The 15,177-nt window shown below is 61.4% G+C and carries 11 protein-coding genes and 1 pseudogene; 5 read left to right on the forward strand and 7 right to left on the reverse strand.

Annotated features, from left to right (window positions below; genetic code table 11):
* Positions 1-4: 4 nt before the first annotated feature.
* Positions 5-1,216 (reverse strand): CmpA/NrtA family ABC transporter substrate-binding protein, encoded by a 1,212-nt coding sequence (locus tag NQL71_RS19875; protein ID WP_046816191.1) that lies wholly within the window; start codon positions 1,214-1,216, stop codon positions 5-7.
* A gap of 229 nt (positions 1,217-1,445) precedes the next feature.
* Between NQL71_RS19875 and NQL71_RS19880 the strand changes: the two genes are divergently transcribed.
* The gene (locus NQL71_RS19880; protein WP_077185604.1) at positions 1,446-2,465 is read left to right on the forward strand and encodes a quinone-dependent dihydroorotate dehydrogenase; all 1,020 of its coding nucleotides are present in this window, start codon (positions 1,446-1,448) and stop codon (positions 2,463-2,465) included.
* A gap of 191 nt (positions 2,466-2,656) precedes the next feature.
* Here NQL71_RS19880 and rmf read toward each other — a convergent pair whose 3' ends face one another.
* Positions 2,657-2,872 carry a ribosome modulation factor gene (gene rmf / locus NQL71_RS19885; protein WP_003223300.1) on the reverse strand — a complete coding sequence of 72 codons (216 nt, stop codon included), beginning with the start codon at positions 2,870-2,872 and terminating at the stop codon, positions 2,657-2,659.
* A 530-nt stretch (positions 2,873-3,402) separates the two neighbouring features.
* On the opposite strand from rmf, the gene rlmKL reads away from it, so the two are divergent.
* Complete coding sequence (gene rlmKL, locus NQL71_RS19890; RefSeq protein ID WP_274643140.1) at positions 3,403-5,673, forward strand: bifunctional 23S rRNA (guanine(2069)-N(7))-methyltransferase RlmK/23S rRNA (guanine(2445)-N(2))-methyltransferase RlmL; 2,271 nt, start codon at positions 3,403-3,405, stop codon at positions 5,671-5,673.
* A gap of 19 nt (positions 5,674-5,692) precedes the next feature.
* Here rlmKL and NQL71_RS19895 read toward each other — a convergent pair.
* Positions 5,693-5,773, reverse strand: a pseudogene (locus NQL71_RS19895) (outer membrane lipoprotein carrier protein LolA); the annotation flags it as partial.
* A gap of 106 nt (positions 5,774-5,879) precedes the next feature.
* Here NQL71_RS19895 and NQL71_RS19900 point away from each other — a divergent pair.
* Positions 5,880-8,279: a sensor domain-containing diguanylate cyclase gene (locus tag NQL71_RS19900; protein WP_046816193.1), complete on the forward strand. Its 2,400-nt coding sequence runs from the start codon at positions 5,880-5,882 to the stop codon at positions 8,277-8,279.
* 68 nt (positions 8,280-8,347) lie between these two features.
* Here NQL71_RS19900 and dacB read toward each other — a convergent pair whose 3' ends face one another.
* Positions 8,348-9,808, reverse strand: coding sequence for a D-alanyl-D-alanine carboxypeptidase/D-alanyl-D-alanine endopeptidase (dacB, locus tag NQL71_RS19905; RefSeq protein ID WP_046816194.1), 1,461 nt, complete (start codon positions 9,806-9,808; stop codon positions 8,348-8,350).
* Positions 9,809-10,041: 233 nt separating this feature from the next.
* Between dacB and NQL71_RS19910 the strand changes: the two genes are divergently transcribed.
* The gene (locus tag NQL71_RS19910) at positions 10,042-10,386 is read left to right on the forward strand and encodes a YggL family protein (RefSeq protein ID WP_008056407.1); all 345 of its coding nucleotides are present in this window, start codon (positions 10,042-10,044) and stop codon (positions 10,384-10,386) included.
* 87 nt (positions 10,387-10,473) lie between these two features.
* Here the strand turns inward: NQL71_RS19910 and NQL71_RS19915 are convergent, their stop codons facing one another.
* Positions 10,474-11,664 carry a benzoate/H(+) symporter BenE family transporter gene (locus tag NQL71_RS19915; RefSeq protein WP_046816195.1) on the reverse strand — a complete coding sequence of 397 codons (1,191 nt, stop codon included), beginning with the start codon at positions 11,662-11,664 and terminating at the stop codon, positions 10,474-10,476.
* Positions 11,665-12,019: 355 nt separating this feature from the next.
* Between NQL71_RS19915 and NQL71_RS19920 the strand changes: the two genes are divergently transcribed.
* The gene (locus NQL71_RS19920) at positions 12,020-12,784 is read left to right on the forward strand and encodes a GntR family transcriptional regulator (RefSeq protein WP_046816196.1); all 765 of its coding nucleotides are present in this window, start codon (positions 12,020-12,022) and stop codon (positions 12,782-12,784) included.
* A gap of 163 nt (positions 12,785-12,947) precedes the next feature.
* Here NQL71_RS19920 and guaD read toward each other — a convergent pair whose 3' ends face one another.
* Together guaD and xdhC are read right to left on the reverse strand one after the other, a co-directional pair.
* Positions 12,948-14,252, reverse strand: a complete 1,305-nt coding sequence (guaD, locus tag NQL71_RS19925; RefSeq protein WP_274643141.1) for a guanine deaminase — start codon at positions 14,250-14,252, stop codon at positions 12,948-12,950.
* Between the two features lie 25 nt (positions 14,253-14,277).
* Positions 14,278-15,135, reverse strand: coding sequence for a xanthine dehydrogenase accessory protein XdhC (gene xdhC / locus NQL71_RS19930; protein ID WP_248687691.1), 858 nt, complete (start codon positions 15,133-15,135; stop codon positions 14,278-14,280).
* Positions 15,136-15,177 lie beyond the last annotated feature (42 nt).

Raw genomic sequence — 15,177 nt, forward strand, 5'->3', positions numbered from 1 at the left:
CCTGTCAGCGGCTGGCGAGAAGTGGCGAGCTGTCGTTCAAGGCGTGCAGCTTGAAGCTGCGCGCATAACCGGCCGGGTCCAAACCGTCCCAGACCTTGCCGTCAATCAACTGGCTGCTGCGCATCTCATTGCGTGGGGCGGCGACACCGACGGCGCTGGCGGCTTCACGGTATAAGTCTAGTTGTTGCACCTGGCGGGCTACGGCAAGGTAATCGGGGTCGTCGCGCAGCAGGCCCCAGCGACGAAACTGGGTCATGAACCACATGCCATCGGACAGGTAGGGCAGGTTGATCGCGCCCTCTCCATGGAAGCGCAGCGCGTGCGCATCTTGCCATTGGTTGCCCAGGCCGTCGTCGTAGTTACCCAGCAGCCTCGGTTCAATGCACGCCAGCGGCGCATCGAGGTACTGCGGCGCGCTGAGCAATTGCGCGGTACTGCGGCGATTCTCGGTGCTGTCGTCAATGAAGCGGCTGGCTTCGAGGATGGCCATCACCAGCGCCCGGGCGGTGTTGGGGTATTGCTCGACGAAGGCGCGCGTACAGCCGAGGACTTTTTCCGGGTGATCGGGCCAGATGGACTGGGACGTGGCCATCGTAAACCCGAGGTTCTGCTTCACCGCACTGTCCGCCCAGGGCTCGCCGACGCAGAAGCCGTCGATGCGCCCGGCTTGCAGGTGCGCGACCATTTGCGGTGGCGGCACCACCACGCTGTCGACGTCGTGCAACGGATGAATGCCCTGGCTGGCCAGCCAGTAATAAAGCCACATGGCATGGGTGCCGGTCGGAAAGGTCTGGGCGAAGGTCAGTTTTGGGCGACTTTGGTGCACGTGACGGTCCAGTGCTTCAGGACTGGTCACGCCAGCGGCCTGCAAGCCGTGGGAGAGATTGATGCTCTGGCCGTTCTGGTTCAGGCCCATGAGCACCGCCATAGGGGTGGAGGCCACGCCGCCAATGCCCAGGTGTACCGCATAGATCAGGCCGTAGAGGCTGTGGGCGGCATCGAGTTCACCGCTGACCAGTTTGTCCCGCAGGTTGGCCCAGGACGATTGGCGCTTGAGGTTCAAGGTCAGTCCGTAGGGCTGGGCGAAGCCCTGGGTGGCGGCGACCACGACCGAAGCGCAGTCGCTCAGGGCCATGAAGCCGAGGTTGATTTCGGTCTTTTCCGGGGCATCGCTGCCATTGACCCAGGCCAGGGGGCCGGTTGAGGGTTCGTTCATCGATTTCGCACCTTCCAAAAAAAACGTCGTCCCGGATCCCTTATGAGCAGGGCCGGCTGACGACGCCATTGTCCTGACACGCATTCCGCCGTTGGCCTGCGTGCTGATGCCTGTGCTGGTGCAAGGCATATGCCAGCGCCCGCTGATTTTGTCGCGCGCCTCGCTTGCGACCCCGATGCGCGGGTATAATCGCCGCCTCATTTCGCCGCCAATCGAGTCAAGCCCGCCCATGTACACCCTGGCCCGTCAGCTGTTGTTCAAACTTTCCCCGGAAACCTCTCACGATCTGTCCCTGGACTTGATCGGCGCGGGCGGACGCCTGGGGCTCAACGGTTTGCTGTGCAAGGCCCCGGCAAGACTGCCGGTGAATGTCATGGGCCTGGAGTTCCCGAACCCGGTGGGCCTGGCCGCCGGCCTGGACAAGAATGGCGCCGCCATCGACGGCTTTGCGCAACTGGGTTTTGGTTTTGTCGAAATCGGCACCATTACCCCGCGCCCGCAACCGGGCAATCCGAAGCCGCGCCTGTTCCGTCTGCCGGAGGCCGAGGCGATCATCAACCGCATGGGCTTCAACAACCTGGGCGTCGATCACCTGCTGGCCCGCGTGGCAGCCGCCAAGTACAAGGGCGTGCTGGGCATCAATATCGGCAAGAACTTCGACACCCCGGTCGAACGCGCGGTCGACGACTACCTGATCTGCCTGGACAAGGTCTACGCCCATGCCAGCTATGTGACGGTCAACGTCAGCTCGCCCAATACCCCGGGCCTGCGCAGCCTGCAGTTCGGTGACTCGCTCAAGCAACTGCTGGCGGACCTCGCCACGCGTCGGGCCGAGCTGGCGCTGCGCCACGGCAGGCACGTGCCGCTGGCGATCAAGATTGCGCCGGACATGACCGACGAAGAAACCGCTCAGGTTGCACAGGCGTTGATCGAAACCGGAATGGACGCGGTCATCGCCACCAATACCACCCTGAGCCGCGTGGGCGTGGAAGGCATGGAGCATGGTGACGAGGCGGGTGGTCTGTCCGGCGCACCGGTGCGTGACAAGAGCACCCACACCGTGAAGGTTCTGGCTTCGGAGCTGGGTGGCCGCTTGCCGATCATCGCAGCGGGTGGCATCACCGAAGGCAAACACGCCGCCGAGAAGATCAACGCCGGTGCAAGCCTGGTGCAGATCTACTCCGGCTTTATCTACAAGGGCCCGGCGCTCATCCGCGAGTCGGTAGACGCCATCGCTGCCCTGCGCTGATCCCTATAGGAGCCGGCTTGCCGGCGATGACGATCTCAAGGACGCCATCGCCAGCAAGCCGGGTCTCGAATTACAGGCATAAAAAAGGGCCCCTTTAAAGGAGCCCCTGGGCCGTAGCCCGCCGTCCGGATGGGACGTGCGTGGTTAATTCGCTACATAATCAGATTGTGTGTCGGAGTGTCTGCCCTGTGTTAGCCGACGGCGTGAAGTTCGTTGAGTCTGTGGATTCCCGCAGTGCCGGTCATACCGTCCCAGTTGTCGCCGCGTCCTTCTCGCCAGCCGTTAATCCAGGCTTGGCGTACCGACGGTAGAGTAAATGGGCAAAGCTCACGGGATTTACCACCAACGCCATATTGATATCCGCGCAAAAATGCTCTTTCCAACGGATCACGCTTAAGTCTTCTCATAGGGTGTTGCCCTCACTTGTTGACTGTATTTATCGCGTCGACCTCAATCGAGGTCTGGCAGAAAAAACTCTGCCGTTGGGGGCTCGTTGCCGGCGTGACGAGCCAAGGTGTTGACGTCATTGCGGCGCCAACCTGTGTTGAGTTCTAACCAATGCGTCACATCGAGGGAATGATCGTTTTGTCATAAGGACGTAACCGTTAAGGTGGTATGGCACTAAGTAACATGATGTTTGTGGCGTCTTTATTGATCAAACCCCGGTATGATCGGCCCTGCGTTGGATGATCAGGTTAATCCTTTGCTGAGAATGCCTCCCGTTGCCGGGACGGACTATTCGACGAAGGGTCGACTTATGTCATTTTGTTGCATCAACTTTTTTATCTGTCCTTGCATCTAAGCTCATTTAACCCGGGCAGCAAGGGTGGAACCGGCACACCTTCGTGCCACGCGGGCGCTCTTCGAGAAAAGCGCCTGATTGAAAACCGGTCCGGCAATGCGTTGCCGGTCCACTCAGCAAAGGCTCCGAATTCTCATGTCCGATCGTTTCGAACTCTTCCTCACTTGCCCTAAAGGCCTTGAAGGCCTGCTCATCGAGGAAGCCGTCGGGCTTGGCCTTGAGGAAGCGCGTGAGCACACGTCTGCCGTGCGTGGCATGGCCACCATGGAAACCGCTTACCGTCTGTGCCTGTGGTCGCGCCTGGCCAACCGGGTACTGCTGGTACTCAAGCGTTTCCCGATGAAAGACGCCGAAGACCTGTACCACGGCGTGCTGGACATCGAGTGGCAAGACCATATGCTCAATGACGGCACCCTGGCCGTCGAATTCAGCGGTCACGGCTCAGGCATCGACAACACCCACTTCGGCGCCTTGAAGGTCAAGGACGCCATCGTCGACAAACTGCGCACCCCGCAGGGCGATCGTCCGTCCATCGACAAGCTCAACCCGGACCTGCGCATCCATCTGCGCCTGGATCGCGGTGAAGCGATCCTTTCGCTCGACCTGTCCGGCCATAGCCTGCACCAGCGCGGCTATCGCCTGCAGCAAGGTGCGGCACCGCTGAAGGAAAACCTGGCAGCGGCGATCCTGATCCGTTCCGGCTGGCCGCGTATTGCAGCGGAAGGTGGCGCCCTGGCTGACCCGATGTGCGGGGTGGGCACCTTTCTGGTCGAAGCGGCGATGATCGCTGCCGACATCGCGCCGAACCTGCGCCGCGAGCAATGGGGTTTCACCGCCTGGCTCGGCCATGTGCCGGCGTTGTGGAAAAAACTCCATGAAGAAGCCAGTGAGCGTGCGGCGGCCGGCCTGGCCAAGCCACCGTTGTGGATTCGCGGTTACGAAGCCGATCCGCGCCTGATCCAGCCGGGTCGCAACAACGTCGAACGTGCCGGCCTGAGCGAGTGGATCAAGATCTATCAAGGCGAAGTCGCGACCTTCGAGCCGCGTCCGGACCAGAACCAGAAAGGCCTGGTGATCTGCAACCCACCGTACGGCGAGCGCCTGGGCGACGAGGCGAGCTTGCTCTACCTCTACCAGAACCTCGGTGAACGCCTGCGTCAGGCCTGCCTCAACTGGGAAGCCGCAGTGTTTACCGGCGCTCCGGACCTGGGCAAGCGCATGGGTATCCGCAGCCACAAACAGTATTCGTTCTGGAACGGCGCCTTGCCGTGCAAGCTGTTGCTGATCAAGGTGTTGCCGGATCAATTCGTCACCGGCGAACGGCGTACTCCGGAACAGCGTCAGGCCGAGCGTGAACAGGCGGCCTACGATCAGGCGCCGAGTGAGCCGCAAGAGCGCCAGTACAACAAGAACGGCAACCCGATCAAACCGACGCCGGCCCCGGCGCCAGTGATCGAGCAGCCACGCCTGAGCGAAGGCGGGCAGATGTTTGCCAACCGCCTGCAGAAAAACCTCAAGGCGCTGGGCAAGTGGGTCAAGCGTGAAGGCATCGACTGTTATCGCGTCTACGATGCCGACATGCCGGAATACTCCATGGCCATCGACCTGTACCACGACTGGGTCCACGTCCAGGAATACGCCGCGCCGAAATCCATTGATCCGGAGAAGGCCTCGGCGCGCATGTTCGACGCCCTGGCGGCGATCCCCCAGGCCCTGAACGTCGACAAGAGCCGCGTGGTGGTCAAGCGTCGCGAGCGTCAGAGCGGTACCAAACAGTACGAACGCCAGGCGGCCCAAGGCAAGTTCGTCGAGGTCAACGAAGGCGGGGTGAAGCTGCTGGTCAACCTCACCGATTACCTCGATACCGGGTTGTTCCTCGACCACCGGCCGATGCGCATGCGTATCCAGAAAGAGGCCGAGGGCAAGCGTTTCCTCAATCTGTACTGCTACACCGCCACCGCCAGTGTCCATGCGGCCAAGGGCGGCGCGCGCAGTACCACCAGCGTCGACCTGTCGAAAACCTACCTGGACTGGGCGCGTCGCAACCTGTCGCTGAACGGTTTCTCCGACAAGAACCGCCTGGAGCAGAGTGATGTGATGGTTTGGCTGGAAGCCTGTCGTGAAGAGTACGACCTGATTTTCATCGACCCGCCGACCTTCTCCAACTCCAAGCGCATGGAAGGGATCTTCGACGTGCAACGTGACCAGGTGCAACTGATCGACCTGGCCATGGCGCGCCTGGCACCGGGCGGGGTGTTGTACTTCTCCAACAACTTCCGCAAGTTCGAACTCGAGCCCAACCTGATCGAGCGCTACGCGATCGAAGAGATCACTGCCCAGACCATCGATGCGGACTTTTCCCGTAACGCCAAGATCCATCGCGCGTGGAAAATCACCGCTCGCTGAATGATCCACGGGTCTGGTCCACTGTAGGAGCGAGCTTGCTCGCGATGAACCTGAGAGCGCCGCGGGGCGTCAGGTTTTCAGCGTTATCGTTGACGACCATCGCGAGCAGGCTCGCTCCTACGGTACTGGTCAAATTAGTGGCTAATAGCTATAACTCAACTCATGGCCAATGGGCTTTCCCGCACATGGCGTTCTGAGTTGCGTCTATGTCGTTGCACGCCGTGCGCCCCAAGATCCTGGGTTTTTTCAGAGAAGATGTCTCGGCCGGGCTGATCGCGCTCATGGTCTTGCTCGTCGGCGGGATTCTCACGGCGATGCTCGCCTGGTCGACGCTTAACCTGTTTCACCATCAATTGCGGCAACGCTTCCAGTTGCTGGCCAGCGAACGCTACAGCCGTATCGAAGAACGTTTCCAGGATCAGGAGCAGCGCCTCGATGGCCTGCGTCGGTTCTTTGCCAACTCCGATGCGGTCTCCCGCGCGGAATTCGACGGCTACACCCAACCCCTGTTGCACCGGACCCAGGCGTACTCGTTCGCCGAGCGGGTCACCCGAGACCAGCGGCCAGCGTTCGAGCGTCGGGCGCGCGAGGAGGGCCTGGATGAGTTCACTCTGCGCGAACTGAGTGCCGATGGGCAGCTGCGATTGGCCGGTGAGCGGGATGAGTACGTGGCGGTGCTGTACAGCCAGACTCAAAGCAACCTCGGCGCGCCGCTGGGCTATGACTTGCTGGCCCAGCCGTTGCGCCGCGCCGCGCTGGAGCGGGCCGATCAACGCCGGGGCATGGCCGTGTCGCAACCGATGCACCTGGTCAATATCGAGCCGGCTTATGCGCGAGGCGTACTCTTGGTGGCCCCGGTCATGCTGCGCAGTGGCGCCGCCGACGCCACGAGCAAACCGTTCGGTTATGTGATGGCGGTGATCAGCATGCGTCAGTTGCTGGCGGACGGGTTGCCGGAGGCGGGGCGTGATTATCTCTCGGTGCGCATTCTCGACCTGTCGGTTGATGAGCAGCATGAGGTGCTGTTTCAGTCGCCCAACCCGGCGGCGGCCAGCGACTTGTCTGCGACGCGCCTGTTACGCCTGGCCGATCACGATTATCAGGTCGACATCCAGCCCAGCGAGGCTTTCCTCAAGGCCAATCACTCTTCAGTGACCACGCTGGTCGTGCTCGGTGGCCTGCTCAGCGTGTTGCTCAGCGCCTTGCTCTATGTACTGGTCAGTCAGCGGCAACGGGCGCTGAAAATGGTCGAGCAAAGGACCGAGGAACTGCGCGCCCGCGAGCAGGAGCTGCGCGGCACCCATGGCCAGTTGCGCGGGGTGCTGGATGCCGCGACCCAGGTTGCCATCATCGCCACGGACCTGCGCGGGGTTATCAGCACCTTCAATGCCGGCGCTGAACAGATGCTCGGTTATACCGTCGCCGAAGTGGTAGGGCGTATGACCCTGGAAAACCTGCACTTGCCCCGGGAGCTCGCGATACGCTCGGCAGAACTGAGCGCGCGTTACGGCAAGCCGGTACCGACTTGCCATGCGATGCTGGTCGAGGGGCGTGTGGAGGGCGGCCATGAGGGGCGGGAGTGGACGCTGGTGCGGTGCGATGGCAGGCATCTGATCGTCAACATGCTGGCGACTCCCGTCTTCGATGAGCAGGGCCTGTGGGTTGGGCACCTGGCGATCTGCATCGACATCACCGAACGCAAGCGTGTGCATGAGGCCCTGGCTGCACGGGACCTGTTGCTGAAGAAGCTCAGTGCCCATGTGCCCGGAGGGATCTACCAGTTCAAGATGGAGTTCGACGGGCGTTTCAGCGTGATCTACGCCAGCGACGGCATCCGCGAGATCTATGAGCTGGAGCCCGATGTGTTGCTGCTCAACGCCGAAGCGATCTTCACGCGGATTCATCCTCAGGATACTACGCGCGTGCGTGCCTCTATCCGGGCCTCGGCCGAAACCCTCAGCCATTGGCGCGAGGAATACCGCGTGCAATTGCCCCAGCGCGGTCTGCGCTGGGTCCGCGGTGAGGCGACCCCGGAAGAACTGCCTGGCGGTGGCGTACTCTGGCATGGCTATATCTCGGACATTACCGACACCAAGCGCGTGGAAGAAGAACTGCGCGCGCTGTCGGTCACCGACTCCCTGACCGGTATTCACAACCGCCGGTATTTCCAGGAGCGCCTGACCACCGAGATGGCCCGGGTGGAACGGGGTGGAGGCGACCTGTCGGTGATCATGCTCGACATCGACCACTTCAAGCGCATCAACGACCAGTACGGCCATGCCGTGGGTGATCGGGTGTTGCAGGCCGTGTGCGAACGCGTTGGCCATCGGCTGCGGCGCACGGATGTGTTCTGCCGCCTGGGGGGTGAGGAGTTCATGGTCCTTTGCCCGGACATCGGTGGCGAGCAGGCTCATCTGCTGGCGCTGGAGCTGTGGCAAAGCCTGCGCAGCGCGCCGATCGATGAAGTGGGTGTCGTTACTGCCAGTTTCGGTATTGCCAGCTGGCGCGATGGCGAGGGCGCTGATGCGCTGTTGTTGCGGGCGGACTCGGGGGTATATGTGGCGAAGCAGGAGGGGCGGGATCGGGTGCAGGGGGAGATGAACTGATCCGGCCCACACACGATTTGTAGGAGCCAGCAAGCCGGCTCCTACAAAGATCGTTTTGTGTACGCCTGTTACAACACCGAAGCGGTCTGCGCCAGTTTCGGCTGGCGATACAGGTCCAGCAGCACCTGGTCGAGCACCGACGATGCACCAAACGGTGCCTTGTCGTTGAGGATCGCTACCACCGCCCAAGTGTTGCCGTTGACGTCGCGACTGAAACCGGCAATTGCCCGCACGGTGTTCAGGGTGCCGGTCTTGACGTGGGCTTCACCGCGCATGGCGGTAGTCTTCAGGCGTTTGCGCATGGTGCCGTCGGTGCCGGCGATCGGCATCGAGCTGATGTACTCGGCGGCGTAAGGGCTGCGCCAGGCGGCTTGCAGCATCGAAGCCATTTCCCGGGCACTGACGCGTTCGGCACGGGACAGGCCGGAGCCGTTCTCCATCACCAGGTGTGGCGCGGTGATGCCTTTCTTCGCCAGCCACTGACGCACCACGCGCTGGGCGGCCTTGGCGTCGTCGGCGTCGGCATCGGTGCGGTACTTCTGGCCCAGGCTCAGGAACAGTTGCTGGGCCATGGTGTTGTTACTGTATTTGTTGATGTCGCGGATGATTTCCGCCAGGTCCGGCGAGAACGCCCGCGCCAGCACCTTGGCGTCCTTTGGCGTTGGCGCCAGCACATCCCTGCCCTGGATACTGCCGCCCAGTTCTTTCCAGATCGCGCGCACGGCGCCGGCGGTGTAGGTGGCATGGTCCAGCAACGACAGGTAAGTCTGCGAGCTGCAGCCTTCGCCCAACTGGCCGCCGACCGTCACGGTCACACTGCCATCGGCCTGGGGTACCGGGTTGTAGCGCACGCCGCCGGTGCATTGCTTGGAATTGATGGCCTTGACCTGGTTGTCGATGCGGATGCTGGCGATTGGCGGTTCCACCGAGACCAGCACTTTGCCCGAGTCATTGCGCGCGACGAAGCGCAGGGCCTTGAGGTTGACCAGCAGCGCATCGGGCTTGACCAGGAACGGCTTGTTCTCGTCGTTGCCGTCGTCGTTGAATTCAGGCAGTTGCGGCGGCACGAAGAAATTCTTGTCCAGCACCAGGTCACCGGTGACCTGGGTCACGCCGTTGGCGCGCAGGTCGCGCATCAGCAGCCAGAGTTTTTCCATGTTCAGCTTCGGATCGCCGCCGCCCTTGAGGTAGAGGTTGCCGTTGAGGATGCCGCCGTTGAGGGTGCCATCGGTATAGAACTCGGTTTTCCACTGGTGATTGGGGCCGAGCATTTCCAGGGCCGCATAGGTGGTGACCAGCTTCATGGTCGACGCCGGGTTGACCGAGACGTCGGCGTTGAAAATGGTCGGGGTGCCGGGGCCGTTGAGCGGAATCATCACCAGCGACAGGGCGTTGTCCTGCAACTTGCTGGCCTTGAGGGCTTTTTCGACATTGGGCGACAGGCTGGTATTGATCGGGTCAGCGGAAACGGGGAGGGCCAGGGGGAAAAGCAGGCCGGCCAGGAGCAATGGACGCAACGATTTGATCATGTAGATAAAACCCTACAGCCGAGGGGAAAAAAAGATGAGGGCATGAAGATAAATTCCCTCAGTGGTCATGAAAGTGTCGGCATTATGCCCCAAGGTGCCACGGCTTGTGCCGTGCACGGGCCCACTAATGGGCTATTTTTTACCGACGGTAGGCGTCGCGGCCCAGAGAGTCGGGCAATTGGCGGCTTAAACTGCTAAAGTGCGGCCCGTTATTACTTAAGAGGATTGTTCCAATGGCGACTAACCGCTCCCAGCGTCTGCGCAAAAAACTGTGCGTTGATGAATTTCAAGAGCTGGGTTTCGAACTGAACCTGGATTTCAAGGAAGATCTGTCCGAAGAAGCCATTGATGCCTTCCTCGAGGCGTTCCTCAAAGAAGCCATGGAAGCCAACGGTCTGGGCTATGTCGGCGGTGATGACTACGGTCTGGTTTGCCTGATCAAGCGTGGCTCGGTCAGCGCAGAACAACGCGCCGCCGTTGAAGCCTGGCTCAAAGGCCGCACCGAGCTGACCAGCGTTGAAGTCAGCCCGCTGCTGGACGTCTGGTACCCGGAAAAGCCGATCAATCCGGTAGCATGATGTTCTGAAAAAAACGGCGACCCGAGGGTCGCCGTTTTTTTGCCCGCTTTTTGTAGGAGTTGGCTTGCCAGCGAAGCTTTGCCGGCCTCAAGCCTTGCGCCAATTCAGAATTACCAGCGTCACCACCCCCGCGACAATCCCCCAGAACGCCGAACCGATGGAAAACAGCGTCAGCCCCGATGCCGTGACCATGAAGGTGATCAGCGCCGCTTCACGCTCCTTCGCTTCGCTCATGGCGATGCTCAGGCCGTTGATGATCGAGCCGAACAACGCCAGGGCGGCAATCGACAGCACCAGTTCCTTGGGCAGTGCGGCAAACAAGGCTGCCAGCGTCGCGCCGAACACACCGGCAATGCCATAGAAAATCCCGCACCAGACCGCCGCCGTATAACGTTTATTGCGATCCTCATGGGCATGTGGCCCGGTACAGATCGCCGCGCTGATAGCCGCCAGGTTGATCCCGTGGGAACCGAAGGGCGCCAGCAACAACGAGGCGATGCCCGTGGTGGTGATCAGTGGCGAGGCCGGCACGTTGTAGCCGTCGGCGCGGAGTACGGCAATGCCCGGCATGTTTTGTGAAGTCATCGCGACCACGAACAACGGGATGCCGATGCTGATGGTTGCGGCGAGGGAGAAATGCGGCGTAGTCCAGACAGGGGTGGCCACTTCCAGGTGGAACGCGCTGAAGTCCAGCAGCCCCATCAAGCCGGACAAGGCCGTACCGATCAGCAAGGCGCCCAGTACGGCATAACGCGGCGACAGGCGCTTGACCACCAGGTAGGTCAAGAACATGCCCAGCACCAGCGCAGTGCGATGCTGGGCCGCAACGAAAATCTCGCTGCCGATCTTGAACAGGATCCCCGCCAGCAATGCCGCCGCCAGGGACGCCGGAATCTTTTTCACCAGGCGTTCGAAACTGCCGGTCAACCCGCAAATCGTCACCAATACTGCGCAGGTAATATAGGCGCCGATGGCTTCGCCGTAGGTCACGCCCCCCAGGCTGGTGATCAGCAAGGCCGCGCCCGGGGTGGACCAGGCAATGGTGATGGGGGTGCGATAGCGCAGGGACAGGCCAATCGAGCACACCGCCATGCCGATGGAAATGGCCCATATCCACGACGAAATCTGCCCGCTGGACAGACCTGCCGCTTGCCCGGCCTGGAACATCAGCACCAGGGAACTGGTGTACCCGGTCATCATGGCGATGAACCCGGCGACGATGGCTGAGGGTGATGTGTCGGCCAATGGGCGCAGTTGGGTATGCGTGGCGTCGTTCATGACGGCGGTGTTCCTTTTACGTATGAAGATGTCCGTTGTAACACTGGCCCCCTGTGGGAGCGGGCTTGCTCGCGAATGCGGTGTTTCAGCTACATTAATGTCTGCTGACACACCCTCTTCGCGAGCAAGCCCGCTCCCACAGGGATTGCGTACAAAGGCGGATTCTGCGAACAAGCCTAAACTCAAACGTAATGGATCGTTGCGATACAGCGGATGTGACAAACAGCCGTACAGTCGTGTTGCCACTAACCATTGTGTACAATCGCAGTGATTTTTACGCGATACTTGCCAGCGACCCACTGTGCCGTATTACAGTCACCGTCAATTCGCCGCAGTTCTCCCGACTCGAGTGCCCATGAACGAACAGTTGCAACCCCTAAAGAAACAGCCGCGAGCAGGCAAAGCCGGCCGCAGCGGAACCCAGGACGATATTGTCTACGCGCATATCTTCGAGGCCATCCTCGAACAGCGCCTGGCGCCCGGCACCAAGTTGAGCGAAGAAGCGCTGGGGGAGATTTTCGGGGTCAGCCGCACCATCATTCGCCGCGCGCTGTCGCGCCTGGCCCATGAAAGCGTGGTGTTGCTGCGCCCGAATCGCGGCGCCGTGGTTGCCAGCCCGAGCGTCGAAGAGGCGCGCCAGGTGTTCATGGCCCGGCGTCTGGTGGAACGGGCGATCACCGAGCTTGCGGTCGAGCACGCCACTGCCGAACAAATTGCCGAGTTGCGGCAGATGGTCAACGACGAGCGCGACAGTTTTTCCCGTGGGGACCGTGGCGCCGGCATCCGCCTGTCGGGCGAATTTCACCTGAAACTGGCCGAAGCGGCGAAAAATGCCCCGCTGATCAGCTTCCAGCGCAGCCTGGTGTCCCAGACTTCGCTGATCATTGCCCAGTACGAAAGCGGCAACCGTTCCCACTGCTCCTACGACGAGCACACCCAGTTGATCGACGCCATTGAAAAGCGCGACGCGGAACTGGCGGTGAACCTGATGATGCATCACATGGATCACATCGACAGCAAACTCAACCTGGATGAGGAAAGTGCGTCGGATGATCTGCACGCGGTGTTCTCGCATTTGCTGCAGACCAAGAAGCCAGGGCGGTCGCCGGCGAAAATCTGATGGACCGCACCGCCTGATTCGCGAGCAAGCCCGCTCCCACAGGGGGGTTGTGAACGGCACACATCAAATGTGCGAGCGGACTTGGTCGCGAATCAGGACGCAAAGACACAAAAATCCCCCGGAATCTAACGATTGCGGGGGATTTTTTATGCCCGGCGAAAACTCAGCGCTGATGCACCAGGTTCCCCGCCGCATAAGTCTGCAACACCGTCCGGTCATCCCCCAGCGTCATCAGCACAAACAACGTCTCGGCGATGTTATTGGCCTGCTGCAGGCGATAGCTCAGTAGCGGCGTGGCGTTGTAGTCCAGCACCAGGAAGTCGGCGTCGGTGCCCGGCTGCAGGTTGCCGATCTTGTCTTCCAGGCGCAGCGCACGTGCGCCGCCGAGGGTGGCCAGGTACAGCGACTTGAACGGGCTCAGGCGCGCACCTTGCAGTTGCATGACCTTGTAGGCTTCGTTGAGGGTTTGCAGCAGGGAGAAACTGGTGCCGCCACCGACATCGGTGCCGATGCCGACATTGAGCTTGTGCTTCTCGGCCATCGGCAGGTTGAACAGGCCGCTGCCGAGGAAGAAGTTCGAAGTCGGGCAGAACGAGATGGCCGAACCGGTTTCTGCCAGTCGCGCGCACTCGTCGTCGCACAAGTGCACGCCATGGGCGAACACCGAGCGCTCGCCGAGCAGCTGGTAGTGATCGTAGACGTCGAGGTAGCCCTTGCGCTCCGGGAAGAGTGCCTTGACCCACTCGATTTCCTTGAGGTTCTCGCTGATGTGGGTCTGCATGTACAGATCCGGGTATTCGGTCAGCAACTGACCGGCCAGGGTCAGCTGTTCCGGGGTGCTGGTCGGTGCAAAGCGCGGGGTGACCGCATAGTGCAGGCGGCCCTTGCCGTGCCAGCGCTCGATCAGCGCCTTGCTGTCCAGGTAGCTGGATTCGGCGGTGTCGGTCAGGTAGTCCGGGGCGTTGCGGTCCATCATGACCTTGCCGGCGATCATGCGCAGGTCCGACTGCTCGGCGGCTTCGAAGAACGAATTCACCGATTGTGGATGCACGCTGCCGAACACCAGCGCGGTGGTGGTGCCGTTGCGCAGCAGTTCCTTGATGAAGATGTCCGCGACCTGGTCGGCGTGGGCCTTGTCGGCGAATTGGCTTTCGCAGGGGAAGGTGTAAGTGTTGAGCCAGTCCAGCAGTTGCTCGCCATAGGCGCCGACCATGCCGGTTTGCGGCAGGTGGATGTGGGTGTCGATGAAGCCGGGGGTGATCAGCGCATCCTGGTAATGGTTGATCTCGATATCGGCCGGCAGGGTTGGCAACAGTTCACTGGCATGGCCGAGGGCGCTGATCTTGCCGTTATCGATCACCAGCAAGCCGTCCTCGAAATATTCGTACGAGGCTTCGATCCCGACTTCGGCAGGGTCGGCGATGCTGTGCAGAATGGCGGCGCGGTAGGCTTTGCGAGTCAGAGGCATGGTTGTTCTCTATTTATGAAGCTCATCAATTGGAAGCTTTCAATTTTGTCGCCTGACTGCGGCGTGAAACGGGCAGCAGCTTGGCAATCGGTTCGGCGCTGGAGGTTTGCTGGCCGAAATTGGCGTTATAGGTGGCGATGATTTCGCCGGCGATGGAGACGGCGATTTCCACAGGCAATTTGCCTTTGACTTCGCCGATGCCCATCGGACAGCGCATGCGTTGCACGACGCTGCTGTCGAAACCGCGGTCGCGCAGGCGGTGTTCGAACTTCACCCGTTTGGTCTTCGAGCCGATCAGGCCGAAGTAGGCGAAGTCGTTGCGCTTGAGGATCGCGGCGGTGAGCTCGAGGTCGAGCTGATGGTTGTGGGTCATGACGATGCAGTAGCTACCGACGGGCAGGTCGTCGATTTCGTCCACCGGTTCTTCGCTGACGATCTTGCGCACGCCGTGGGGGATCTGCTGCGGAAATTCGTCTTCGCGCGAGTCGATCCAGCGCACCCGGCAGGGCAGGCTGGCCAGCAGCGGCACCAGTGCGCGGCCGACGTGGCCGGCGCCGAACACGGCGATCTGCGCCTGGACCTGGCCCATCGGTTCGAACAGCAGCACGGTCGCGCCACCGCAGCACTGGCCCAGGCTGGCGCCGAGGCTGAAGCGTTCGAGATGGGTGTCCTGCTTGCCGCTGGCGAGCATCTCGCGGGCGATCTGCATGGCCTTGTATTCCAGGTGCCCGCCACCGATGGTGTCGAACGCTTGGTGGGCGCTGATGACCATCTTCGAACCGGCATTGCGCGGCGTCGAGCCGAGCTCTTCGATGATGGTCACCAACACACAGGGTTCGCCCTGGTTTTGCAGGTCGGCGAGGGCGTCGATCCAGTTGTACATAAACACCTCAACATCTCTGTTGTCTGTTCCGGCCTCTTCGCG

Source organism: Pseudomonas serbica, from assembly GCF_028823535.1.
Taxonomy (GTDB): domain Bacteria; phylum Pseudomonadota; class Gammaproteobacteria; order Pseudomonadales; family Pseudomonadaceae; genus Aquipseudomonas; species Aquipseudomonas serbica.

Excerpts from the sequence above, each read along its gene's own strand:
- NQL71_RS19915 (WP_046816195.1), bottom strand. The coding sequence starts at position 11,664 with ATGAACGACGCCACGCATACCCAACTGCGCCCATTGGCCGACACATCA.
- NQL71_RS19910 (WP_008056407.1), top strand. The coding sequence starts at position 10,042 with ATGGCGACTAACCGCTCCCAGCGTCTGCGCAAAAAACTGTGCGTTGAT.
- dacB (WP_046816194.1), bottom strand. The coding sequence starts at position 9,808 with ATGATCAAATCGTTGCGTCCATTGCTCCTGGCCGGCCTGCTTTTCCCC.
- NQL71_RS19920 (WP_046816196.1), top strand. The coding sequence starts at position 12,020 with ATGAACGAACAGTTGCAACCCCTAAAGAAACAGCCGCGAGCAGGCAAA.
- xdhC (WP_248687691.1), bottom strand. The coding sequence starts at position 15,135 with ATGTACAACTGGATCGACGCCCTCGCCGACCTGCAAAACCAGGGCGAA.
- NQL71_RS19900 (WP_046816193.1), top strand. The coding sequence starts at position 5,880 with ATGTCGTTGCACGCCGTGCGCCCCAAGATCCTGGGTTTTTTCAGAGAA.
- rmf (WP_003223300.1), bottom strand. The coding sequence starts at position 2,872 with ATGAGAAGACTTAAGCGTGATCCGTTGGAAAGAGCATTTTTGCGCGGA.
- NQL71_RS19875 (WP_046816191.1), bottom strand. The coding sequence starts at position 1,216 with ATGAACGAACCCTCAACCGGCCCCCTGGCCTGGGTCAATGGCAGCGAT.
- guaD (WP_274643141.1), bottom strand. The coding sequence starts at position 14,252 with ATGCCTCTGACTCGCAAAGCCTACCGCGCCGCCATTCTGCACAGCATC.
- rlmKL (WP_274643140.1), top strand. The coding sequence starts at position 3,403 with ATGTCCGATCGTTTCGAACTCTTCCTCACTTGCCCTAAAGGCCTTGAA.
- NQL71_RS19880 (WP_077185604.1), top strand. The coding sequence starts at position 1,446 with ATGTACACCCTGGCCCGTCAGCTGTTGTTCAAACTTTCCCCGGAAACC.